The organism is Halomonas sp. AOP30-A1-24 (genome assembly GCF_052378165.1).
Taxonomy (GTDB): Bacteria; Pseudomonadota; Gammaproteobacteria; order Pseudomonadales; family Halomonadaceae; genus Vreelandella; species Vreelandella citrativorans.
This window is the reverse complement of the sequence record NZ_JBQSXL010000001.1, coordinates 54481-77951: the sequence shown is the minus strand read 5'-3', so window position 1 is coordinate 77951 and position 23471 is coordinate 54481. Positions and strand designations below refer to the sequence as shown.

Here is a 23471-nt window from a genome sequence, read left to right as displayed (position 1 = left end):
CTCTCGGCAGTTAGTGGGTAACGGGCGTTAAACGAGTAGGGGTCGAAAGCAGTGGTTGATCGACACGGGTCTCGCCTTGATACAGTTGCTGCATATCGTCTAATTCGACCTGTTGGCGTAGCGAGTCTAGGACAATTCTTCCTGCTTTCATCCCTACAATACGGTCGCCGTATTGCTGGGCGAGCTCTAGCTGATGCAGCGTGCAGAGCACCGTCATGCCTCGCTCTGTCACGACATCCAGCAATAAGTCCATGATTTCACGGCCGGCTTTAGGGTCAAGGCTGGCAATAGGCTCATCTGCAATAATAATTTCGGCATCCTGCATAAGTGTTCTGGCGATGGCCACGCGCTGCTGTTGGCCGCCTGAAAGTGCCCGACACTCAGCCTGTGCTTTATGCGCCAACCCTACTCGCTCAAGCGCCGCCATCGCCCGTTCGCGCAGCTCATCACTGGCGAAACAGGCAAGGCTGGTGAGAAGTCCTAAACGCTGCTGGCCAAGTGCACCGTATAAAACGTTTTGAAAAACACTCACGTTTTGCACCAGATTGAACTGCTGGAACACAACGCCTATTTTCTGGCGCAGCCTGCGCATTTGGGCTGTCGACAGGCGCGTTAGCGGCTCGCCAAGGATGTGGATACTGCCTTGGTCGTGAGGTGCCAAACCATTGAGACAGCGCATCAACGTCGATTTGCCGCATCCATTGGCGCCCAGCAAAATAACGCATTCGCCTTGGCGAACGCTGAGATTTAAGCCGCGTAGTACATGAAGCTTTGCGTAGTATTTATGCAAGTCGGTAATCGTGATCGCATTCATACAAAAACCTCCTGCGTTACTGCCAGGAGGGGGAGGTTATAGGCCATCATGTTGAAACCTTTAAACGGCACGTCCTTGTGCATGTTGAGTAACTAACCGTTAAAGGGGAATGCCCGCGGCTTCGTACGCTTGACGGACTACGTCGTAATCTTCATTGGTGCGGTCAAAGCCCAGTGATGAGTCTCGGTTTAAGAATTTGCCTTCGTTGCGCTCTGTGGCAATCAGAGCACTCCACAGCATATCGGCATTGGCATTTAGCGTGTCACGCAGTGCTGTTTTACAGGCATCATCTAAAGAGCCCCGCATAACCACCGGATCGCCAGGCAGCACATCGCTAGTGGCGATAACACGGTATTCGCCGTTAGGATCCATGGCCTGAATCTCATCAATGTCGCGATTGCCGCCGCCCATGGCATCAACATCGCCATTGACCAAGGCAGCAATACGCGCGTCGCCAGCCATGATGATTTCCAGGTCCCGGTTAATATCCAGCCCGGCATCCACCAGCATTTGGCTTGGGAAAATATGTCCACTGGTAGAGCCAACATCCTTCAGCGCTACGCGATTGCCTGCTAAATCTTCAAGAGATTCGATATCGCTATCGGCGGGCACATAGAAGCTGCTGCCATAGTGTGGGCGCTCGATGGCGAACAGAATTTCAATATCGCTTTCGCGATCGAACAGCACGAATTCCGAAGGACCGGCAAATACCAGGTCCACATCGTCATATTGAAGCGCTGTGCCTGCCGCTGTACGGTTGCTTAGGCTAAACATCTTAAGCTCAAGTCCGGTCGTTTCCTCAAACGCCTCAGCGAAGGGGCCAAACGCTTCTGCCAGTGGCCCCATGCCTTCAATACCCGTATCGGCCATGCGCAGTGGGTTAGGGCAAATGCCGCTTAAATCTTCATTGGCATAGGTGGTGGCGGTTGTTGCCAGCGTTGCGGCGGTGGAGAGTGCAAGCGCGAGGAGTGACTTGTGCATTGTGAGCTTCCCAAGAGAGGAGATATCAGAGGCGACGCAGCTGTAGCTTGCCTAGCATGGAGTGATGGCTCCATAGAGTGGCAGCTGTTGATGACACTTTGGTGTAGCGAAGATGACGGTCTTGTCTCTATCTCATGACATGGTGGTTGGAACAGTGAGGGCTATTTAGTCTGCCTGTTGCCGTGAGTGAAATGAGGTAAAAGGCTATTTTTGTATCACTTAAGCTAAGGTAAATGAGTGCGCTGAAATGACATGCATAAGGACCGTCACCAATTTGTCAGGCTTTTAGGGCACGCTATCGTTTTGCTATAACGCTTATATAAAAGGAACCATACTGATGCGTCTTATTCCTCACAGTATTGCGCTAGGGATAGCGGCGGGGCTGCTGACTACCTCGGCGTATGCTGCGCCCTATACGCTGACCATTTTTCATACCAATGACCTGCACGGACGTACCGACCACTACCCTCAGCTCATCACCACGCTGGACGAGGCGCGCGAGCAATTCGGCTATGGCTTGCTGCTGGACGCTGGGGATATCTTTTCGGGTACGCTCTATTTCACCGAATACCAAGGGCAGGACGCCGTTGAGTTCATGAATTTGATGGGCTATGACGCTTTCGTGCCCGGTAACCATGAGTTCGACCTGGGCGATCCGGAAGAGGGCCATCAGGCTCTTGCGGCTTTCTTTGCTGCCGCAGACTTTCCTATTGTGGGCGCGAATCTGGATTTCTCTACCTCGCCGGAGTTTGCCGAGCTACTCGGTGATTCGATCGGTGCCGAGCCCGAACATAAGCCTAAGCCTGGCCACCTTTACGATGGCATTGTGGTAGAGCAAGGTGGCGAGCGAATCGGCATCTTCGGGCTAAGCACGCAAGGCAGCGAGACCGTCTCCAGCCTTGGTAAGGTAGCTATTGACGACTATAGGGCGGCCGCTGAGGCGATGGTGGAAACGTTTGAAGCCCAAGGGGTCAACAAGATCGTCGCGCTTACTCACCTGGGTTACGACAGCGACCCGAGTATGGGCAACGACCTGTTACTTGCCCAGCACGTGGAGGGGGTGGACGTGATCATCGGCGGGCACAGCCATACTCACTTGCAAGCCCCTGTTATGCTAACCGAAAACGACCGGGGCGAGCCGATAGCGCCCACCGTGATTGGTCAGGCAGGCGAGTACGGTCAGCACCTGGGCGTCATGCAGGTAACGTTCGATGATAATGGCAACGTACTGGAGGCTAACGGGGAGCTGCTTGCCACTGCCGAGCGCGAGCCAGACGCCGAAGCTGCCGCCCTCTTGGCGCCGTACACCGCGAAAATTGAAGAAGTACGCGATACGCTGGTGGGCGCTCGGGTGGTTTCAGCCCTGCCTAACCCCCGCCACGGCAAGGGTGATGAACAGAGCGTGCGTGCCGATGAAACGGCGCTGGGCAATCTGATTGCCGATGGTCAGCTTGCTGCTGCCCGCCGGGTGAACCTGGAAACCGTGCTGGCTATTCAAAATAGCGGCGGTATTCGTGAGCCCATTGCCCTAGGTGATGTGAGTGTGGGTGAGCTGGTTGCCGTGCAGCCGTTTGGCAATCGCCTGGCGCTGGTGAGTGTGACGGGCGCGGAGCTTTTGGAAACGTTCGAGATCGGACTGGCAAATGCCCCGGATGAAAGCGGCGGTTTTCTGCAGGTGTCGAACGGTACCGAGTTGGTATATGACAGCCGCCAACCCGTTGGTGAGCGCGTTGTAAGCTTGAAGGTGACGCACAATGGCACGTTACAGCCGGTAGACCCTGAAAGTACCTACACCATCGCCACCAACCACTTCACCGCTGCCGGTGGCGACAGCCATACGGCGCTAGAAGCCGCCTATGATGATGAGCGCAGCACCATTGTTGGCAATACCGACTGGGAAATGCTGCGTGACTATATGGTGGCTGTTGGCGAAGTGGTTTATCAGGTTGAAGGGCGCATCACGGACCAGGCTCGCCAGCATTAAACGCGGATGACGGGCCGTCCGGACGTTACGTAGAGGCGGCCCTTATTCAGAGTCATGAAAGCCACGCAGAAGCTTGGTCACTCATCGATAAGCGTGGCAAAACTACCGAATATCGCCCGCTTGCCATCAAACGGCATGGGATTGATATCCGGCTGTAAGCGTGGGTCCTTCATGACCTTGGGCATCGCCTCATCATGCACGGCGCGGGATGGCCATTCGATCCACGAGAAGATAATGGTTTCATTATCCTTGCGCTGAACAGCCATGGAGTAAGAGGTGATTTCCCCTTCGGGGACATCCTCGCCCCAGCACTCGACTACCCGCAGCGCGCCATGCTCTTTGAAAACTTCGGCAGCAACACGGGCGTGCTCGATGAATATTTCTTTATTAGCCGTGGGCACGGCCGCGACGAAACCATCAATATAGCGTTGAGTGGTGGTGCTCATGATGCTTCTCCAGTCTGGGCTTTGGGCGGGAGTTCTCGAATGGGGCGTACTTCAATGCTGCCGAGTCTCGCGGGTGGGATGCGGCTAGCTAGCTGTAGTGCCTCGTTTAAATCACGCGCTTCGAGCAGGTAAAAACCGGCCAGCTGTTCTTTGGTTTCCGCAAACGGGCCGTCGGTAATCACTGTCTCGCCATTGCGTACACGCACCGTGGTAGCAGTGTCTATTGGTTGCAGCGCTTCACCGGCCAGGTAACTTCCTTGAGCGCTCAGTCGCTCTACCCCCGCGATGCACTCCTGATTAAGGTCATGCCACGCCTGGTCGCTCATGGCACTAATAAGTTGTTCCTGGTAGTACACTAATGCCGCATATTTCATGGCGTTTCTCCTTCAGTAGAAAGGCAACTATCCGCCGACACATTGATCATCCACTGCACGCCAAAGCGGTCAGTGGCCATGCCAAACCCTGCAGACCAGAATGTTGGTTCAAAAGGCATGATCACCTCTCCGCCTTCGGAAAGTCGTGCAAAGGTTCGGGAGGCTTGCTCGATCTCCTGATACTCCAGCTGAATCTGCACGCCTTGTGGTGGCATGTGCTGTTCAAGCGCCATGTCGGCGCCCATCAAGCGACGACCGCGTAGGTTCAGCGAGGCGTGGATGATGCGGTCATGCAGTGAAGGGGGCGCATGTTCCGCCGCTGGGGTTTCTGCGTAAGTCAGCAAGCACTCTATGTGGCCGCCGAGCACGTCGGCATAGAACTGCATGGCTTCCCGGCAGGTGCCAGGAAAGGCGACATACACATTCATGGCATCCGGTACGCGAGCATGGTCGTGATGCTTATCCAGGCCTGCGCCGGGCTCAAACTCCTCAAGTGTAAAGTAGCGCCTTAGCTCAAGGAGTACGTTGCCGTCGGCATCCAGCGTTGGCCACTGTTGTGCCCACTCCAAAGCGACGTCAAGTGAAGGTGTCTCCAGCACGCTATAACCAGCGATACGCTCACTGGCAGGAGCCAGAGGGCCGGGGAGGATAGTGGGAGTGCCGTTATTGAACTGGATCAGGCAGCCATCGCTTGTTGGATGTAAGCCGTTGCCGCTTACGAGTACACCTGCCTGCATCATGCGCTCGTTGTAATCAGCCATGGCGGCAAGCATTTCCTGGGATGGCATAACGCCATTTTCGGTGGCCGCATCGGCACGCCGTATCAGCATGAATTTCATTGAGAGTCTCTTTTATTGTGGTGGATACTCTCTAGACGTCTGGCGTGTTCGCAAATCGACAGGCCTGCAGATTATTTTTTTATAACAAGGTTTTTATAGCGATGTTTTTATAACGATGCTTAAAGTTCGGTCAATCTGTCGAGCAAAAAGCGTTTTTCTGGATCCTGAGTGGTTAATGTCAGGGCCTTTTGGTAAGCATCGCGCGCTGCGTCATTGTTGCCCTGTCGACGTAGCAAATCCGCCTGTGCCGCATACAATAAATAGTAGCGAGAGAGTTGAGGATGATGAGATAGCTCATCAAGCAGTCTCAATCCGGTTGCTGGAGAATCATGCATGGCAACGGCCACCGCGCGATTCAAGGTCAGGACAGGCGATGGATAATGGCGACATAAAGCGTCATACAGCCTGACAACCCGTGCCCAGTCAGTTTGCCCAGAGTCATGGGTTTGGGCGTGTACGGCGGCAATAGAGGCTTGAAGGGTATAAAAACCAACAGGGGTAAGGGCGAGTGCCTGTTCGAGCCACTCAATACCTGTGTGAATTTCCTTCTGGTGCCATAGGTGCCTGTTTTGCGCTTCCAGTGTGACCAGGCCGCCTTGTTGATCCTGGCGGGCATCTCGGCGGGCGTTAGTAAGCAGCATGAGTGCCAGTAGCCCAAACACTTCACCCTGGGGTAGCAACGCTGCCAGTTCCTCGCCAAGACGTAGCGCCTCGCGGGTCAGGCTGATATCGACCACCATTGTGCCGCTACTGCTTGAATAACCTTCATTGAAAACCAGGTAAATAATCTGGAGGACGTCCGGCAAACGCTCGGGCAATGCCTCCGGCGCAGGTACCGCATAGGGAATATGTGCATCGCGAATCTTGCGTTTTGCCCGTACGATGCGCTGTGCCACGGTTGAAGGTTTCATCAGTAGGGCACGGGCGACTTGCTCAGTGGTTAGCCCACACATCTCACGTAGTGTTAGCGCAAGGCGTGCTTCTATGCTTAAGCTTGGGTGGCAGCAGGTAAACAGCAGCCGCAGTGAGTCATCCGCGATAGCGACATCGTCGAATTCCCAGGTTTCTTCCATCGGTAATAGCAAATGTGCCCGGCGGCGTGCTGTACTGCGTCGACGAATTTGATCGATTCCGCAGTAATAGCCGGTGCGGATCAGCCACGCCTGAGGGTTATCGGGGGCGCCTTTGGCAGGCCACTGTTGAGCTGCGGCGACAAAGGCATCTTGCATGGCTTCCTCGGCAAGCTCGAAGTCTCCCAGCAGACGGATCAGGGTGGCCTGAACACGTCTGGCATGAGTACGGTAAAGGGCATCGAGTAAGGAGGGTTTAGGACGCATGGTAGAAGACCCATTCGCATCTATAGGGGCGCCAAAGTGGATAATAGTCAATAATGCTTTCTCAAACCTAGCCTATAGCGCCCCTTTTTACTTGCTCTTTTTCTACTGGCTGTTGTTTTCGTAAAAGGCGAGTCAATCCCCCGCGCGCTGGCCGGTTACACTGTTAAACGGGTGCAGCGCTTCGCGGGTGACATAGAAGCGTAGCGTTTCGCCTTCGTTGACCGGCGGCTGGCCACTCACCCGAATCACAGTGGGCTGGTCGCTGTCGGCGAGCCGCACGTAAAGGTGGCTTTCGGCGCCGGCGGCTTCAAAAAGCTCAAGCGTGGAGTCGACCACGAGGTGCGGTGTATCGGGTGGCGATAGGCGCATATCGTCCGGGCGAATGCCGACTGTGTCGGTCTCGGCGGGAAGATCGTTTAGCAGGTCATGGGTGCCGCGCGTTTGCAGGTACTCAAGCGGCACCATGTTCATCGCAGGCGAGCCGATAAACCCTGCCACGAACATCGACGCAGGGCGCGCGTAGATCTCCATGGGCGTGCCCACCTGCTCGATTTTGCCAGCGCTAAGCACCACCAGACGGTCGCCCAGCGTCATCGCTTCTAACTGGTCGTGGGTTACGTAGAGGCTGGTAGTCTTCAAGCGCCGCTGAAGCTGCTTGATCTCCACCCGCATCTGCACACGCAGCTTGGCATCCAGGTTAGAGAGCGGTTCGTCGAACAAGAAGGCCGCGGGCTCGCGCACCAATGCCCGGCCCATGGCGACGCGCTGGCGCTGACCGCCGGAGAGCTTGCGCGGCTTGCGCTCCAGATACTCTTCGATTTCAAGCATTTTGGCCGCTTTACGTACCCGCTCTTCGATCTCGGGTTTTTTAAAGCCGCGGTTTTTCAACCCGTAAGCGAGGTTGTTGTACACCGTCATGTGCGGATAGAGCGCGTAGTTTTGGAATACCATGGCGATATCGCGCTCGGCGGGTTCGAGACTGTTGACCACCCGATCACCAATCTTGAGCGTGCCGTCGGTAATCGTTTCAAGCCCGGCTACCATACGTAACAGCGTGGATTTACCGCAGCCCGAAGGCCCTACCAGCACCACAAACTCACCGTCTTCAATCGCAAGATCGACGCCTTTCACTGCCTGAACATCGCCAGCGTAGGTCTTTCTAAGCCCTTCCAAGGTAATACTGGCCATCTTATTTCTCCGTCTCGGTCAGGCCTTTCACAAACAGTTTTTGCATAAACAGCACCACTAATACCGGCGGCAGCATGGCAAGCGTGACGGTCGCCATAATGAGGTTCCAGGCGGGTACGCGGTCGGACGAGGCCATCAGGCGCTTGATGCCCAGCACGATGGTGTAGAAGTCTTCGTCGGTGGTGACCAGCAGTGGCCACAGGTACTGCACCCAGCCGTAAATAAACATGATCACGAAGAGAGCGGCGATATTGGTGATCGATACCGGCAGCAGTATGTCCTTGAAGAACTTCATCGGCCCGGCGCCATCCACTCGGCTGGCCTCCATCAGCTCTTCCGGCACGGTCATGAAGAACTGGCGGAACAGGAAGGTCGCAGTAGCAGAGGCAATCAGTGGCAGGGTTAAGCCCGCATAGGAGTTCAGCATGCCGAGATCTGCCACAACGGCGTAGGTGGGGATGATGCGCACTTCGACCGGCAGCATCAGCGTGATAAAAATGATCCAGAACGCCAGCATGCGAAACGGAAAGCGGAAATAGACAATCGCAAAAGCGGAAAGAATCGAAATGGCGATCTTGCCGATCGCGATTGTCAGCGCCATGATCAGCGAGTTACCCAGCATCAGCCAGACCGGCGGCGTGCCGCCTACCTGCCAACCGGAACTGAGCATCTGCCGGTAGGATGCAAACATGTTGTCGCCGGGAAGCAGCGGCAACACCCCACGCACGAAGGCGCTGGATTCGTGGGTCGAGGCGATAAAGGCCACGTATACCGGGAACGCCACGACCAATACGCCTGCAATGAGCACCAGGTGGGTCAGAATATTTAGAAAGGGTCTGTTTTCAACCATGTTTACTTCCTTAACGCACTAGTAGTTGACCCGGCGTTCCACGTATCGGAACTGGATAAACGTCAAGATAATCACGATGCCCATCAGCATGACCGACTGGGCGGATGAGGAGCCTATATTCAGCCCCGCTACGCCATCGGTGTAGACCTTGTAGACCAATGTCATGGTGGCTTGGCCAGGCCCGCCAGCGGTGGTGGCATCGATCACCCCGAAGGTGTCGAACATCACGTAGTTGATGTTGATGATCAGCAGGAAGAAGGTGGTGGGCGATAGAAGCGGGAGCACGATGGTCCAGAAGCGCTTGAAGGGGCCCGCACCATCAATGGCCGCTGCCTCCATGAGTGACTGCGGCACAGATTGCAGCCCTGCCAGGAAAAACAGGAAGTTATAGGAGATCTGCTTCCAAGCGGCGGCAATGGTGATCAAAATCATTGCTTGAGAGCCCGAAACGCGGTGATTCCAGCTGATACCGAACCAGTCGAGCAGATGCGGCAGGAGGCCGATGGTGGGGTTGAACAGAAACCACCATAATACACCTGCTACCACTGGGGCGACGGCGTAGGGCCATACCAGAAGCGTGGTGTAGAACTTGGCGCTCTTCAGCACACGGTTGACGCAAACGGCCAGTAAAAGCGCCAGGCTCATGGAAAGCACCGTCACCGAGACGGAAAAAATCGCGGTGCGCCCCAGCGCGTTCAGGTAGCTGGGGTCGGCCAGAACGCGTGCATAGTTCTCCAGACCGACAAACGTTGTTTTAAAGCCGAATGCATCGGTGCGCTCGAAGCTCGATTTAACCGCCTGGCTTGCCGGCCAGATAAAAAACACCAGCGTAATCGCCAACTGCGGCGCTAACAGTAAGAAAGGGAGCCACCGGTTTTGATAGGTGGAACGTTTGGTCTGCATGACACATCCTGTCGTACGGGCGTTGGTGCGGCTGGCTGCTGTGCTCAGCTGCCAGGAAGTAAGCCATCCCATAGGCCCCGGTGACTTGGGCGTATGGGATGGCTCCTATAACAAACCCCGGCTATAAAAGCCGGGGTTTGTTGACAAGTAATGCGAAGTGCTTAGTTATTGGCTGCCTCAAAGTCGCGCAGGATCTGGTTGCCGCGGCTTGCCGCATCATCCAGCGCTTGCTGACCGCTCTTGTCGCCGGCTAGTACGGCCTGGAACTCTTCGTCCAGAACCATGCGCACTTGGGGGTAGTTGCCAAAGCGCAGGCCTTTGGAGTTCTCTGTCGGCTCGTTTAAGTTGATCTGCTCGATGGCGATATCCGCACCTGGGTTTTCGTCGTAGTAACCCTGCTCTTGGCTCAGCTCATAAGCGGCGGTGGTAATCGGCAGGTAGCCGGTGCCCTGGTGCCACTCGGCCTGAATCTCAGGCAAGGAGAGGTACTCAAGGAATTCAGCAACGCCGGTGTACTCGTCGTCTTCGTGGCCAGAAAGCACCCACAGAGTCGCGCCGCCGATGATCGAGTTTTGCGGTGCGCCGTCTACGTCGTCGTAGTAGGGCAGCATGCCAAAACCTACGTCGAAGTCGGAGTTAGCCAACACATCGGCGCGTGATGCTGACGAGTTCATGTACATCGCGCAGTCGCTGGAATAGAACGAGGGTGCCGCGTCCGGGCCGTTTGCTGGGCCTGCGTAGCTGTAGACGCCGCTATCCGACCACTCTTTCAACTGATCCCAAAAGCGCGCCTGTACGTCGCCGTTAAAGGCAAACTCGGTGTCCAGACCGCCGAAGCCGTTTTCCTGGGTGCCGATGGATTGATTGTGCAGTGCTGAGAAGTTCTCAAGGCCGACCCAGTTAGCCGCATAGGCCATGGTGAAACCGCAAGAGGCCGCGCCTTCATCGACGATTTGCTGACCCATCTCACCCATCTCAGCCCACGTAGTAGGCGGTGATTCAGGGTCGAGGCCAGCCGCTTCAAAAATGGTTTTGTTGTAGTAAAGAATCGGTGTGGACGAGTTGAACGGCATGGAGAGCATGTTGCCGTTGGTGTCGGTGTAGTAACCGGTTACCACGGGCAGATAATCAGCCGGATCAAAGGTGTTGCCGTGCTCTTCCATCAGCTCAAACACCGGATAGATAGCGCCCTGGGCGGCCATCATGGTGCCGGTGCCCACTTCGTAAATTTGTACGATGTGGGGCTGCTCGCCTGCGCGGAAGGCAGCAATGGTGTTCACCATGGTTTGTTCGTATTCGCCCCGGTAGGAAGGCGTGACACGGTACTCATCCTGGGTGGCGTTGAAGTCTTCGGCAAGCGCGCTCAAGCGCTCGCCCAGCTCGCCGCCCATGGAGTGCCACCAGGTGATCTCGGTAGCGGCGTGGGCAGAAACACTCAGAGTGGCCGCGGCAATACCGGCAGATAACGCGCGTAACATAAAACGAGACATGTAAGCTCCTTTTGGGCCTGGCGAGAGCCAGGTGGCACAATGCGTTTTTAAGATTTGTGGGTGCACTGAACATTAGTGAGTGTAGATGACATTTTGATGAATGCTAACTGGACCAAGGTTTTATAAAAGCTTTGGGTTTTATCCAAGGGCATTGGTAGTAGGCGCTCTGCGAGGGCGATGATAGGGTTGAGACAATGTGCATAACTAATGAGAGTCGTATGAGTGACGCAATAGCGCTATTAACCAAACTGGTCTCTTTCGATACTACCTCCCGTGGCTCTAACCTGGCGCTGATCGAATTTGTCGAAGCTTATCTTGAAGAGTACGGCGCCGCCTCCGAACGGGTGATGAGCCCCTGCGGCACCAAGGCGAACTTGATTGCCCGTATAGGCCCTGATGCGCCGGGTGGGGTGATGCTCTCTGGCCATACCGATGTGGTGCCGGTGGAAGGCCAGCCCTGGTCGACGGATCCTTTCGCCCTGCATGACGGCCAGGACGGTAAGCTTTACGGCCGTGGCACCTGTGATATGAAAGGCTTCATTGCCTGCGCTCTTGCCATGGTGCCCACGTGGGTGAAAACGCCTTTGCAGCAGCCGATCTATTTTGGTTTTTCCTATGACGAGGAGGTTGGCTGTGTCGGTGCGCCTGCGCTGATCAAACGGTTCTACGAGCACTACTCAACCACCGCGCACGTCATTGTTGGTGAGCCGACCAGCATGCAGCCCGTCGTGGCCCAGAAGGGCGCCACTAATCTGCGCACCACCGTCGTAGGGCGCGAAGCGCACAGCAGTCAGGTGAACCAGGGCACTTCGGCCATTCATGTGGCAGCGCGACTGGTCACCTTCATCGAAGACACCATGGCGGCGTTGGTGGAGGAGGGCAAAGTGGATGAGGCGTTCAACGTACCCCACACCAGCCTCCACGTGGGCAAGATCAAGGGCGGTACGGCCATCAATATCATGGCGCGAGAGTGCCAGTTTGAGTGGGAAATACGCCACCTGCCCACCGAGACGTTTGATGAGGTGTTTGCGCGTTTTGAAGCGTATGCCGATACGTTAAGTGCCGAGCTAAGGGCGCGTGGCAAGGACGTACAGATTACGACCGAACCGCTGAATGTAACGGTGCCAGGCCTTGCCGACCGAGATAACCACGCTGTACTGCGCTTGGCCAAGGACCACCTGCCAGGTAAGTGCTGCAACCACGCAGTGGCCTACGCCACCGAGGCGGGGCAATTTCAAGGCCAAGGGTTACAAACGATTATTCTGGGTCCGGGCAGTATCGCTCAAGCGCATCAGCCGGATGAATATATTGAGAAAAGCGAACTTGAGGCGTGCCTGGCGTTTATGGGCTGTTTGGGGAAGGCGCTGGAGCAGCCATGGCGATGACCCGCCATGGCTGCTGTTGAGCGGTTCGCGCTAGACCTCCTGCTGAGCCTTGTACCGCTTCCAGCGCAGGATGAGGGGAGAGATCAGGGCCAGCAGGATCAACCCCATGAGGAGCAGTGAAAATGGCCGATCAAAATAGTAGCTCAGCATGTTGCCTTTCGACATGACCAGCGATTGACGGAAACCGATCTCGGCCATCGCACCTAGAATCATGGCCAGCACAATGGCGGCGGTCGGGAAGCCGGTCTTTCTCATCAGGTAGCCCAGCAGTCCAAACGCGGCCATGACATAAACATCGAACATGCTGTTGTTGATGGTGTAGGAACCCACGACCGACAGAATCACGATGATCGGCGCAAGGATAGCAAAAGGTACCGTCGCTACCTTGACAACCTGCTTTGCCAACGCCAAGCCGACGATACCCATCAATATATTAGCCAGCAGCAGTCCAACGATAATGGCATAGACGATATGCGCATTGACGCTGAACAGCTCGTGCCCGGGTTGCAAGCCATGAATGTACAGGCCGCCCAGCATGACGGCAGTCGCCGCGCTGCCTGGGATACCCAACGTAAGTAAGGGAATCATGGCGCCGCCGGTCACGGCGTTATTGGCTGTTTCCGCTGCTGCCAACCCCTCGATTTCGCCCTTGCCAAAACGATCCGGCTGTTTGGCATTGCGCTTGGCTTCGTTGTACGCCACCCATGAGGCGACGTCGCCGCCTGCGCCCGGTAAGGCGCCCACCACTACGCCAATGACCGAAGAGCGTGAAATCGTGCGCCTCAGTTTTCTCCACTCTACTCGGCTGGGGAAGAGCTGCCCGCTCAACGTGGGGGCTTGGGAGCTAGGGGCGTGGGTACTGTGCAGCTTCTCCGACTGAATCATAACCTGCGAGATAGAGAAGAGGCCGATCATGGCGGGAATCAACGAAATTCCACTCTCCAGCTCAGCCACGCCAAAGGTGAAGCGCGGGTAGGCGGTCATGACATCGACCCCTACTAAACTGATCAATAGACCCAGCAGCCCGGCAGAGAGGCCTTTCACTAGAGCATCGCTCGAGAGGCTACCAATAATGGTCAAGCCGAATATAGCGATTAGAAAATATTCCGGTGCGCTGAAACGCAGCGAAATTTGTGCCAAAGGAGGCGCGAGTAATAGCAGGGCCACCACGCTCACTAGGCCGCCGATGACGGAGCAGAGCGTGGATGTTCCCAGTGCCTTGAGCCCTTCGCCATGCAGCGTCATTTGATAGCCATCGACTGCCGTCGCGGCTGATGCCGGAGTGCCCGGCGTATGAATCAGGATCGCCGTAATGGATCCCCCGTATACGGCCGACGCATAAATGGCTGCAAGCAATACCATCGCCGCTACGGGTTGCATTCCAAACGTTACTGGAATTAACAGGGCAATGCCCATGGTGGCACTCAGTCCTGGCAGCGCGCCCAGGAAAATGCCCCCCAGGACCCCAATGACCAGCATGAGGAGAACATCTGGAGAGGTAAGCTGGGAGAGCACCGACAATAGCAGGGTCGTATCAATAGTCATGATCCCTCTCCTCTATAAAAGTAGTCCGGTAGGCAGCGAGATACGAAGCTGCCAGACGAACAGTAAATAGACAAAAGTATTCATCAGCACGAGGACGAATAACATTTGGACATACGACTTGAGGCCAAAGTAAAACATGAAAAAAATGGCGGCGAGGGAGCTGGCCGTAAAGAAGCCAAGTACGCTGATGAGCGCTAAATAGATACACAGGGCGGTAAACGTCACGGCAGGACCGCGCACATGGGTGAAAATGGGCGCGGAGTTGACGTTTGCCTTTAGGGGGCCCCGTGTCTTGGAGATGCCCGAGGCGAGGATCAGTAGCGAAAACAGGCCTAAAACGGAAAGAATGAGTTTGGGGAACACCGCTGGGTCAGCGGGCATCATCACTGTGAGACTATAAAACACGATCGTGAACAGCAGCATGGCTAACCCAATAGCCACGTCCATATGGAGCGTTTTCATAAAACCACCAATTTATTCTTGTAGAGAACGGCGTGAGATGGGGCTGGCCGTGAAGTGGGAAACTGCCGCGGCCAGGGACTCGGACTACCAGCCGAGCAGGCCTTCGAGTGCGCGAACGCTCTCCTCCTCTTCCTCCAGCATCTCTCGGTAGGCCTCTCCAGTGCGGATATCGACCATCAGGCCCATCTCTTCCATCTTGGCCATGTGCTCAGGGTCCTGCATGCCGCGAACGAATGCTGCCTCCAGCAGCTCGCGCTGAGCAGGGTCGATCCCTTTTGGTGCTGCGATACCTCGTGCCGACCAAGAGATCACGCCTGAATAGCCAAGCTCCTCAAGAGTGGGAACGTCGGGAATGAACGCCGAACGTTCCGGCGCCATGATCGCAATGATGTTCAGGTCACCGTTGCGATGCGCCATGTTGGTATCGCCCACATTGGAGAAGTTGACATCGACGTGACCTCCCTGAATGGCGGCACGTTGTTCTGCGGTGCCGGTGGTATGTACAGGCACGAATTGCGTATCGTAGTGGCGGTTCATCTTCAACATGGCGATATGATCATCACCATTTGCCCCCGTGGTGGATGCTGTCAATATGTTTGACTGAGCATACTCCACCAGCTCGTCGATATTGCTGAAGCGTGTCTCGTTTTTATTGATCGAAATAACACCGTAGTCCGTGACATGGTTGGCAATGAACTCGAAGTCATCCAGGTCGACATTACGGCGATATTGGGGGTCCAAGTAGCCCGTGATCAAGTTGGGTGTGTTGATGTATCCCAGGGTGTAGCCGTCACTGGGTGAATTGAGCAGTTGCGTCCAACCTACCCAGCCACCGCCGCCTGGACGGTTGATGATATTGAGTGGTACGCCAAGCTCGCGCTCGACGCCCGGAAACAGGATACGTGCGCCCACGTCCGTATTACCTCCGGCGCCGAAGGATATGAGCGCCGAAATGGGCCTTTCTGGATAGGTATCCGCTGCCGCAGGGGCGGCGAACATCATGGGCAGTGAAAGGCAGGAGAGTATGCTGATGGTTGTTATCGTTTTCATGTTTAACCTCTTTCTTTATATCTGTCGTATAGATTTATAGTTATGGATGCGTGGCTGGCGTCTAATGGCCATGGTCTGAAAAGACATAGTTTTCGCCGGCTTCAGACCAGGTCGAGGCGCTGCAAGGTATCCTTCAGGCCGAGCAGATCGACTGTGTTGCGCCCTTTCTTGATCTCTTCTCGGTATGAGGCTTCAGTGCTTTCGCGCTCTACAGTGGCTTCTAGCACCGCAGCGAGATTCTGCTGCGGAACCGCCACGACACCGTCCTCGTCTCCAAACACATAGTCCCCTGAGTGAATGACCGTGTCCCCGATGCAAATAGGAACATTGATTCTGCCCGGCTGCTTCTTGGCGGTGCCTTTGATGCTCAAGCCGCGGCAGAAGACAGGGAAGCCCAGCGTTTTTATCACTTGGGCATCCCTGACCGAACCGTTGATGATGAGACCCGAAACGCCTTTGCTGATCGCCTGCTCGGTGAGAATATCCCCCCAAGGACCCGCTTCGATGAAGCGCTTGGCATCGACCACCAGTACATCACCCGGCTGAATATGCAGTAAGGCGTAATGCAGCATGAGATTGTCGCTTGGGCGTATATCGACCGTGAACGCGGGCCCAGAAAGGCGCATGGAGGAGCAGAGAGGCTTGATACCGCTGTCGAGTGCGCCGACAGCACCTTGCGCTTCATAGATAGAGGCGCTACTGAACTGACTGAGTTGTGAAGCGAGATGCTTATTTATCATTATTGTGTTCCTAGGTTGACAACAATTTCACTATTGTCTATTGATTGTCTATAATCGATTATCTTTAATCAATCAGCGAATAGCGCACATAAGTCCAAAAAAAATGAATTTACGACAGATACGTTATTTCTGCGAAGTGGTCGATGCCGGTGGCGGAAGTGCGGCTGCCAAGCGGCTTTTTGTGGCGCCGACTGCTATCAGTGCGCAGGTCGCGCTGCTGGAACAAGTCTTGGGTGGGGAGCTCTTTGATCGCGCAACGCGGCCGATGAAGCTCACTTCGCTGGGAAAGTTCGTCTATCCCCGTGCAAAAGAGCTATTGGCTCAGGCTTCACGGTTGGAGCAAGAGGCTAGGCAAGTGGCTAATGGGAGCGGTGGATGGTTGGGAGTGGGTTTCATCCGCTCAACGCTTTTTTCATTATTGCCCAGCGTGATCAAGAGTTACCGTGAGGAGCATCCAGAGGTTCATCTGGATCTTGTTGAAGTACTGTCGGAATATCAGGAAGAGCGATTAAGGCAGCACCGCATCGATGTCGGTGTCTCGCGATTCATCGGCACCTTCGAGCGGCAGGCGGACATGCAGTACGAGGTTATCATCAATGACCCTTTCTGGGTCGCCTTGCCCATCGATCATCCGCTGGCCAAGCGCGACAGCTTTTCCATCCGCGATTTCGAGCAATTACCCTTCATTCTCTATCCGAAAGATAAACGTAGCCCTTTCGGTCAAAAGATGCTGACGTATCTCGACGAAAGAGGCGTGCGCCCAGCGGTCATCCATGACGCGATTGAAATACACACGGCGTTGGCTCTGGTGGGAGCAGGGTTGGGAGTCACGTTAGTGAGCGGTTCGATTACGACCAATAACCGAAGAGATGTCGTGTTTCTACCTGTCAATGACATTGACATCAGTACCATGCTGGTGGCGGTGAGCCGAAAGGGGGAGGCGAATCCGCTGCTGGAGGGGTTCATTCGGATGTTGATCAGCAAGGCTGACGAAGCAATAAAGTGATCCTACAAGAAACTTCCCACCCCGTTGCGGAGTGGAAAGTCGAGACTGCTTGCGAACCACTTCAGTGCTGATGGTTATGCTCGAAAAGCTCGGCTTTGGCATTGCGCATTACATCTTCACACGCCTGCTGGTGCGCCAGTTGGGTCAATAGCTGCTGGGTGACTTCAAACCCTTTGCCCAGGCAGGTATCCATTTCCTCCTGGCTGACCTGAGGAGAAACATGACAATTAACCTTCAGCGTCCGACCAACACCGTCCAAACGGTCGGCTATCGCCCGCAGCCGCCAGGCGACTCGCTCTTTCCAGTTGGCTGATTCTTCTGCGCCTTCGTTTACGCTAAACGTGCACTGCCATTCGGGTTTATAAACCTTCATGAGAACCTCCGCTGCATTTGGAAAGAATATTGGGTCGTGTTTCGTACTCCGTAAGCCAAAAAAATCTTGCTCAGCCACTATACGCTTAACATGGGACCAAAATCGAATAAAACATAGGCCATGTGTAGGACGGTTTTAAGGATTATCGGTTAGGCTTAAGTGACCGTGATATATGAGCCTTTCTATGATGTCTCTAATTGAAAAAAGTTGCCCTTGCGGTACAGGGTTGTCGACTGACGTATGCTGTGGCCGTTACCACGATGGCGCGCCAGCCCCTACCCCGGAAGCGCTAATGCGCTCTCGCTACAGTGCCTTTGCGCTGAATCTATGCGACTACGTGCTTGCCACTTGGCACGTGAGCACTCGCCCTGAAGCGCTATCACCGGACCTTAACACCGAGTGGAAAGCTCTCATCATTGTTAAAGCAGCATCCGAAGAGACGCCCCCCGATGCTGATAAAGGTTATATTCATTTTCGCGCTTATTTCAAAGAGCGTGGCCGCTGGCACATGCTTGAAGAAAACTCGCGTTTCGTGTTTGAGCAGAGCCGGTGGTGGTACGTGGATGGGACGCCTGAGGTCGTGCGTCTCAAGCCGCGGCGTAACGATCCCTGCTTTTGTGGTAGCGGCCGAAAATTAAAGCTATGTTGCAAAGAGTAGCTATGCGTTAACTAATAAAAACGAGGGGTTGATGTCATGGCATATAGTGGCAGGGGACTCGCTCGTTATTGCATCACATTAGGGTTTGTCAGTGGGTTGTTATTGTGGGGAACGACGTTCACGTTTGCTGAAAATCGGTACCCGGATAGAGAAATTACCGTTGTCATTCCCTTTGGTTTAGGAGGGGCGACCGATGTGTTGTTTCGGGATATTTTTGACACGGCACAAATTTATCTAGACCAGCCAGTGCTTGTGGTTAATATGCCCGGTCGTGAAGCCATGCGGGGCGCTCAGTATGTCAAAAATGCCTCGCCCGATGGTTATACGTTGCTCGGTAGTCATCAAACGATTGATCTTTCGTACCTGGCGGGGCTCGCTTCGTTTTCCCATGCAGACTTTGCGCCGGTGTCACTGCTGGTTCGCACGATTAATATTCCCGCCACGTATGCAGGGCATGCGGCTCAACAAGCCAGCGATATTGGCGCGTTAGTGCAGACTTCCTCAACCCCGCTCAAGTTTGGCGTTATCGCTAACTCCACCGACCACTTGTTCTGGCTGCAGTTTTTTGAACAAAGCGGTATCTCGCTCTCGGATGTACAGTTGGTTCATTTTCCTGATACGGCCTCCGAGGTAGAAGCTTTGGTGGCTAGAGAAATTGATTTCGCCATGCTTAACCTGCCCTCGGCGGGCACTCTTTTTGTCTCGGGTGCCTTGGTGCCACTGGCCGTAGCGGGGAGTGAGCGACTCTCTGGGTTGCCGGACGTTCTTACGCTTCGTGAGCAGGGAATTGATCTGGTCCATACGAGCGACCGAGGTGTGTTTGCGCCTGCAGGAACACCACCGGGAGAGCTTGCCGTTTTGAACGATGCGTTAGCTTACGCGCTTGCCAGCGAGCCATTACGTCATCGGATTACACATGAGTATGGCTCATTAATTGATTATCGGTCGCTGAGCACTTATCGCGACTATTTGGATGAGCAATTTAATGAGCTGGTATCACTCACAGAACGGGTACACTTGGGACGGTGAAAGATATCAATGCCAAGGCCTGATGGGGCGTAGAACCATGCGGATAAATACGCGCCAATTGGCGTTGGAAACCCTGCTACTTATGATATCGGCAACCCTCGTTTGCATGGGAGTCGTCGGGGTGGTGGTCGGTCTCAGTGTGCCGACACGGCCATTTTTTGCAACGCTAGTGCCGGATGGAGCACTGGTCACTCTGCTGGTCGGCATTGCGCTGCTGGCGTCGCTTCAGGGGTGGAGAAAAACAAGAACTATCAGTATCTTATCTCTGTTTTTGGTTGTCACCTACACCTTGGTACATAATAGCCTGGAAGGCGGTCGAGGCGACTCATGGCTCAGCAATGGGCCGCGTATCACCAGCTTGTCGGCAGGCTTTTTTTTAATGATTGGGGTGTGCTTTTGGTTGGGGCTTTCTACCGCATGGCGGCGCTGGTTATGGATAGCCGGTGGGCTAAGCCTGTGGGGGCTTGCCCTTTTTGTGGTTGGAAAACTATGGCTTACGCTAAGCGGTGCATCTCCTCTGTTCTCATCGTCGCCCATGAGTGCATTGGTCATTACCTGCTTTTTAGGTACCGCCATGCTGGCAGCAGGCTTACGGGGTAAACCGCAACGTCTAAATCCAGGTCGGGTGACCGTCGTCGCCTCGCTATGGGGCGTTACGATCAGTTGTTTTATCTGGTTATTGTTAAACGCTTATCAACAAACGTCGCTGCAACAGCAAGCCGCCTATCTATTGGATAACGTTCAACTCAATATCGAGCGGGCAACACAAGACCGCTTGCGATTAATGCAACGAATGGCGGAGCGGCTGAACGCCATGGGCACAGACTGGGATGTGAACCTGTTGGATAATGACGCACAACACTATCTGCGGGACATCCCCAGTATTAGCGCCATTGCGATAGTTGATCAGCAGCAGTTGTCCTGGGAGTGGGGAGTGGGGCGGACGGTTGAAATGGAACGATGGCTACGTCAGCAGTTGGAGGAAGAGCAAACACGTGCCTGGATGCAAATTCCGCTCGGTCGTCCAAGGATGTTGATGACGGATACCAGCCGACCCCACGAAGCGGTATTTGTTATCCCGGTTCCCGCTAACAATCGTTACCTGTTCGCCAGTTTTAACCTGGCCACCATGTTGGAAAACGAGTTGCGCCTAGAGGTGGGCCCTTTCCAGGTGAGAGTGAATCGTGATGACATGCCGCTGATGAAGCTACACCCCGCTGGTTTTGCTGCCGACCGCATGGAAACGCCAGAGCTTGCGCTGGCGTCACGCTATATCGGCTTGCCCGGCGGCATTAACCTGGTGCTTTATGTCTACCCAGGTAACCAGCACAACTGGCATCAATTGAACCTGCTGTCGTTTGCGGTTGCGTTAGGCAGCTTGCTGCTTAGTGGTTTGTTGGCTTTTAGTCTTGGCGTTGTGAGCGTCAGTGTTTCTCGTGCCCGCGAGCTTGTTCAGACGCGTCAGTCATTGGAAGACCAGCAGGCGATTCAGCACATGATTGCCCAAGAGCAGCCCCTAAAGGAAACGCTGGAAAGTCTGTGTCTTATGTTGGAGCGCGAGTTACCTTCGGCAATCTGTTCTGTCATGTTGGCTAACGAGACAGGTACTCACCTGGAATTCATCGCGGGAGACCGACTGCCCGCCGCTTATCGCAGCGCGATACAACGCATTTTGATCAGCGCGAATAATGGCGCTTGTGGTAGTGCCGCCTATCAGGGGGCAACGGTGATATGCGCTAATATTGCCGAGGACGAGCGCTGGCGGGGCTATCATGGCGTTTCCAAACAGGCGGGGCTTGCCTCCTGTTGGTCGAGCCCTGTCTACGGTGGCGAGGGCCAACTGGTAGGCACTATTGCAGTTTACTACCCAAAGCCCAGCACCCCAGGCAGTGCCGATACGGTGCGAATTGAAAAAGCGGCTGGCTTGATGGCGCTGGCTGTTGAGCGTTTTCAGGTGCGGAGCTCGTTGGAGGAGAGCGAGCAGCGCTATCGCTCATTGTTTACCCATCATCCTGATGCGGTATTTACCCTGGATGAGGCGGGCTGCTTTGTAACGGCCAATGCCACCTGCGCGTCACTGACCGGTTACTCCGTTGAGGAAATGCTCGGCAAGCCGTTCACCTTCTTTATTGCTGAACAGGATGTGACGCGCGTAGAGGCCTATATTGAAACGGCCCTGCAAGGGGGGATTGACCGATATGAACTCAATCTGAAAGACCGCGCGGGTCGTTTGCATCAATTGGATATTATTCATCTGCCGATGGTGGTGCATAACACCGTGCAAGGGGTGCATGCCATTGCTCAGGAGGTGACAGCTGCCCGTCAACAGGAGTCTCGCCTGCGTATCCTGGAGCGCAGTGTGGAAGCCAGCGTTAACGGCATTGTGATCGCCGATGCTGGACAGCCTGATTTGCCCATTGTTTATGCCAATAAAGCGTTTACGTTAATAACGGGATATCGCCAGGAGGAAATCCTTGGTAAAAACTGTCGCCTGCTTCAGGGGCCTGGCAGCGATCCGGCGGTTATCCAACGCATTCGTGCTTGTATTAATGAGCAGAAAGACGTCAACGTCACTATCTGCAATTACCGCAAAGATGGCACGCTATTCTGGAATGATCTGTATATAGCGCCGGTACGCGACCAGGACGATCAGGTAACGCACTTTGTCGGCGTGCAGCAAGATATTTCCGAGCATAAAGCGTACGAGGCGCGTTTGGCTCACAATGCTTCACATGATGACCTGACCCGCCTGCCTAACCGTACATTCTTTGAGGAAATGCTGTTAAAGCAGTTTTCTACGCTGGGTAAGGATAAAAAGCGTCTGGCCGTGCTGTTTGTGGATCTGGATGATTTCAAGCCCATTAACGACAACTTGGGGCATGTAGTGGGTGATCAGGTGTTGGTCGAAGTCGCCCGTAGGCTTATCAATGCGGTCAGGCCTGAGGATACGGTTGCCCGTATGGGCGGGGATGAGTTCGTTATTCTGCAAACGGCGATTAACGACGAGTCTGACGTTGTTGATTTGGTGGAGCGGTTGCTGCCTATGTTAGCGCGCCCTTACCGTATTGAATCCCAAGAGCTTTACCTGACCGCGAGTATCGGTATCGCGATGAGCCAGCCAGATACACTTCAGCCAAAAACGCTGATTCAACAAGCCGATATGGCGATGTACAAGGCCAAGCAGCAAGGGCGTAATGCCTACGAGTGGTTTACCCACGCGTTTACCGATACGGTTAGCGAGCGCATGGTGCTGCGTAATGATCTCCAGGAAGCCATTGAGCGCGAAGAGTTCGCACTGCATTACCAGCCGTTAATGAATCGGGAAGGAAAGCTTGCCGGTGTAGAAGCGCTACTGCGCTGGGAGCATCCGGAAAAAGGCTTTATCTCTCCCGCGCGGTTTATTCCGCTGGCAGAAACCACCGGGCAAATTATTCCGATCAGTGAGTGGGCACTCCAACGTGCTTGCCAGGATATGCAGTCACTGGCGCAACAAGGGCTGGGTAAAATACGTGTGGCGGTTAACCTTTCACCGCTCCAGTTCCAGCGCTCCAATTTTCTTGCCACGCTGCGCCAAACCCTGCTAACCACCGGCCTACCGGCTGAACAGCTGAGTCTGGAACTGACCGAAGGTATTTTGACGGATAACGCTGAAGGCGCGATCGATACGCTGCATGCCCTGCGCAGTATGCATATTGGCGTGTCGATTGATGATTTTGGTACGGGCTATTCAAGCCTTAGTTATCTTAAGGACCTGCCTATTAGCACGGTGAAAATTGACCGCAGCTTTATTAATGAACTCACCAATAGCTACGATGATGCGGCGATTGTGCAAGGGATTATCTCCATGGCTCACCACTTGGGGCTCAAGGTCGTGGCTGAAGGAGTGGAGACCGAAGAGCAGTATCAGCGCCTGCTGGGCTATCAGTGTGATATTTTCCAGGGCTATCTACTGGCCAAGCCGATGCCAGTGGAAGCCCTGCAAGCCTTTATTGCCCATTTATCTCCCTAAGGAGCTGG

General features: G+C 54.7%; 21 protein-coding genes. 6 read left to right on the top strand and 15 right to left on the bottom strand.

All coding sequences use genetic code 11. From position 1 onward, the window contains the following. Nucleotides 1-10: 10 nt before the first annotated feature. Together phnC and phnD are read right to left on the bottom strand one after the other, a co-directional pair. Nucleotides 11-814, bottom strand: coding sequence for a phosphonate ABC transporter ATP-binding protein (gene phnC, locus ACT3TJ_RS00395; protein WP_193053619.1), 804 nt, complete (start codon nt 812-814; stop codon nt 11-13). Nucleotides 815-913: 99 nt separating this feature from the next. Next, complete coding sequence (phnD, locus tag ACT3TJ_RS00390) at nt 914-1795, bottom strand: phosphate/phosphite/phosphonate ABC transporter substrate-binding protein (RefSeq protein ID WP_193053618.1); 882 nt, start codon at nt 1793-1795, stop codon at nt 914-916. A 337-nt stretch (nt 1796-2132) separates the two neighbouring features. Here phnD and ACT3TJ_RS00385 point away from each other — a divergent pair, with 337 nt between their 5' ends. Continuing rightward, complete coding sequence (locus ACT3TJ_RS00385; RefSeq protein WP_193053617.1) at nt 2133-3779, top strand: bifunctional metallophosphatase/5'-nucleotidase; 1647 nt, start codon at nt 2133-2135, stop codon at nt 3777-3779. Nucleotides 3780-3856: 77 nt separating this feature from the next. Here ACT3TJ_RS00385 and ACT3TJ_RS00380 read toward each other — a convergent pair whose 3' ends face one another. The 8 genes from ACT3TJ_RS00380 to ugpB form a co-directional block, all read right to left on the bottom strand. Further along, nucleotides 3857-4225 (bottom strand): DUF1428 domain-containing protein, encoded by a 369-nt coding sequence (locus ACT3TJ_RS00380; protein WP_193053616.1) that lies wholly within the window; start codon nt 4223-4225, stop codon nt 3857-3859. Beyond that, a complete protein-coding gene (locus ACT3TJ_RS00375; protein ID WP_172117669.1) occupies nt 4222-4599 on the bottom strand; it encodes a YciI family protein in 378 nt (125 codons plus the stop codon). Before ACT3TJ_RS00375 ends, ACT3TJ_RS00380 begins: the two co-directional genes overlap by 4 nt. Then, on the bottom strand, nt 4596-5438 hold the full coding sequence (locus tag ACT3TJ_RS00370; RefSeq protein ID WP_172117668.1) for a VOC family protein: 843 nt from the start codon (nt 5436-5438) through the stop codon (nt 4596-4598). The genes ACT3TJ_RS00375 and ACT3TJ_RS00370 overlap by 4 nt, the downstream gene beginning before the upstream one ends. A 119-nt stretch (nt 5439-5557) precedes the next feature. Continuing rightward, nucleotides 5558-6775, bottom strand: coding sequence for an RNA polymerase sigma factor (locus ACT3TJ_RS00365; RefSeq protein ID WP_193053615.1), 1218 nt, complete (start codon nt 6773-6775; stop codon nt 5558-5560). A gap of 132 nt (nt 6776-6907) precedes the next feature. Then, entirely contained in the window at nt 6908-7963 is a 1056-nt protein-coding gene (locus ACT3TJ_RS00360) for a sn-glycerol-3-phosphate import ATP-binding protein UgpC (RefSeq protein WP_193053614.1), read from the bottom strand. A 1-nt stretch (nt 7964) separates the two neighbouring features. Next, on the bottom strand, nt 7965-8813 hold the full coding sequence (gene ugpE / locus ACT3TJ_RS00355) for a sn-glycerol-3-phosphate ABC transporter permease UgpE (RefSeq protein WP_193053613.1): 849 nt from the start codon (nt 8811-8813) through the stop codon (nt 7965-7967). Nucleotides 8814-8831: 18 nt separating this feature from the next. After that, on the bottom strand, nt 8832-9716 hold the full coding sequence (gene ugpA, locus ACT3TJ_RS00350) for a sn-glycerol-3-phosphate ABC transporter permease UgpA (RefSeq protein WP_193053612.1): 885 nt from the start codon (nt 9714-9716) through the stop codon (nt 8832-8834). A 161-nt stretch (nt 9717-9877) separates the two neighbouring features. Next, on the bottom strand, nt 9878-11206 hold the full coding sequence (gene ugpB, locus ACT3TJ_RS00345) for a sn-glycerol-3-phosphate ABC transporter substrate-binding protein UgpB (RefSeq protein WP_193053611.1): 1329 nt from the start codon (nt 11204-11206) through the stop codon (nt 9878-9880). A 218-nt stretch (nt 11207-11424) separates the two neighbouring features. Between ugpB and argE the strand changes: the two genes are divergently transcribed. Next, nucleotides 11425-12591 (top strand): acetylornithine deacetylase, encoded by a 1167-nt coding sequence (argE, locus tag ACT3TJ_RS00340; protein WP_193053610.1) that lies wholly within the window; start codon nt 11425-11427, stop codon nt 12589-12591. 30 nt (nt 12592-12621) lie between these two features. Here argE and ACT3TJ_RS00335 read toward each other — a convergent pair whose 3' ends face one another. The 4 genes from ACT3TJ_RS00335 to ACT3TJ_RS00320 all read right to left on the bottom strand — a co-directional run bounded on the left by ACT3TJ_RS00335 (nt 12622) and on the right by ACT3TJ_RS00320 (nt 16388). Continuing rightward, nucleotides 12622-14136 carry a tripartite tricarboxylate transporter permease gene (locus tag ACT3TJ_RS00335; protein WP_193053609.1) on the bottom strand — a complete coding sequence of 505 codons (1515 nt, stop codon included), beginning with the start codon at nt 14134-14136 and terminating at the stop codon, nt 12622-12624. A 12-nt stretch (nt 14137-14148) separates the two neighbouring features. Further along, a complete protein-coding gene (locus ACT3TJ_RS00330; RefSeq protein WP_193053608.1) occupies nt 14149-14598 on the bottom strand; it encodes a tripartite tricarboxylate transporter TctB family protein in 450 nt (149 codons plus the stop codon). Between the two features lie 84 nt (nt 14599-14682). After that, nucleotides 14683-15648 (bottom strand): tripartite tricarboxylate transporter substrate binding protein, encoded by a 966-nt coding sequence (locus ACT3TJ_RS00325; protein WP_193053607.1) that lies wholly within the window; start codon nt 15646-15648, stop codon nt 14683-14685. Between the two features lie 101 nt (nt 15649-15749). Next, nucleotides 15750-16388: a 4-carboxy-4-hydroxy-2-oxoadipate aldolase/oxaloacetate decarboxylase gene (locus tag ACT3TJ_RS00320; RefSeq protein WP_193053606.1), complete on the bottom strand. Its 639-nt coding sequence runs from the start codon at nt 16386-16388 to the stop codon at nt 15750-15752. Nucleotides 16389-16491: 103 nt separating this feature from the next. On the opposite strand from ACT3TJ_RS00320, the gene ACT3TJ_RS00315 reads away from it, so the two are divergent. Then, a complete protein-coding gene (locus tag ACT3TJ_RS00315; protein ID WP_193053605.1) occupies nt 16492-17394 on the top strand; it encodes a LysR family transcriptional regulator in 903 nt (300 codons plus the stop codon). A gap of 61 nt (nt 17395-17455) precedes the next feature. Here the strand turns inward: ACT3TJ_RS00315 and ACT3TJ_RS00310 are convergent, their stop codons facing one another. Then, nucleotides 17456-17767, bottom strand: a complete 312-nt coding sequence (locus ACT3TJ_RS00310) for a hypothetical protein (RefSeq protein ID WP_193053604.1) — start codon at nt 17765-17767, stop codon at nt 17456-17458. 184 nt (nt 17768-17951) lie between these two features. On the opposite strand from ACT3TJ_RS00310, the gene ACT3TJ_RS00305 reads away from it, so the two are divergent. The 3 genes from ACT3TJ_RS00305 to ACT3TJ_RS00295 are packed head-to-tail and all read left to right on the top strand — an operon-like array spanning nt 17952 to nt 23463. After that, entirely contained in the window at nt 17952-18425 is a 474-nt protein-coding gene (locus ACT3TJ_RS00305) for a YchJ family protein (protein WP_193053603.1), read from the top strand. A gap of 36 nt (nt 18426-18461) precedes the next feature. Continuing rightward, a complete protein-coding gene (locus ACT3TJ_RS00300; RefSeq protein ID WP_193053602.1) occupies nt 18462-19454 on the top strand; it encodes a tripartite tricarboxylate transporter substrate binding protein in 993 nt (330 codons plus the stop codon). Between the two features lie 37 nt (nt 19455-19491). Then, nucleotides 19492-23463, top strand: coding sequence for an EAL domain-containing protein (locus ACT3TJ_RS00295; protein ID WP_444665426.1), 3972 nt, complete (start codon nt 19492-19494; stop codon nt 23461-23463). The last annotated feature ends 8 nt before the right edge of the window (nt 23464-23471 follow it).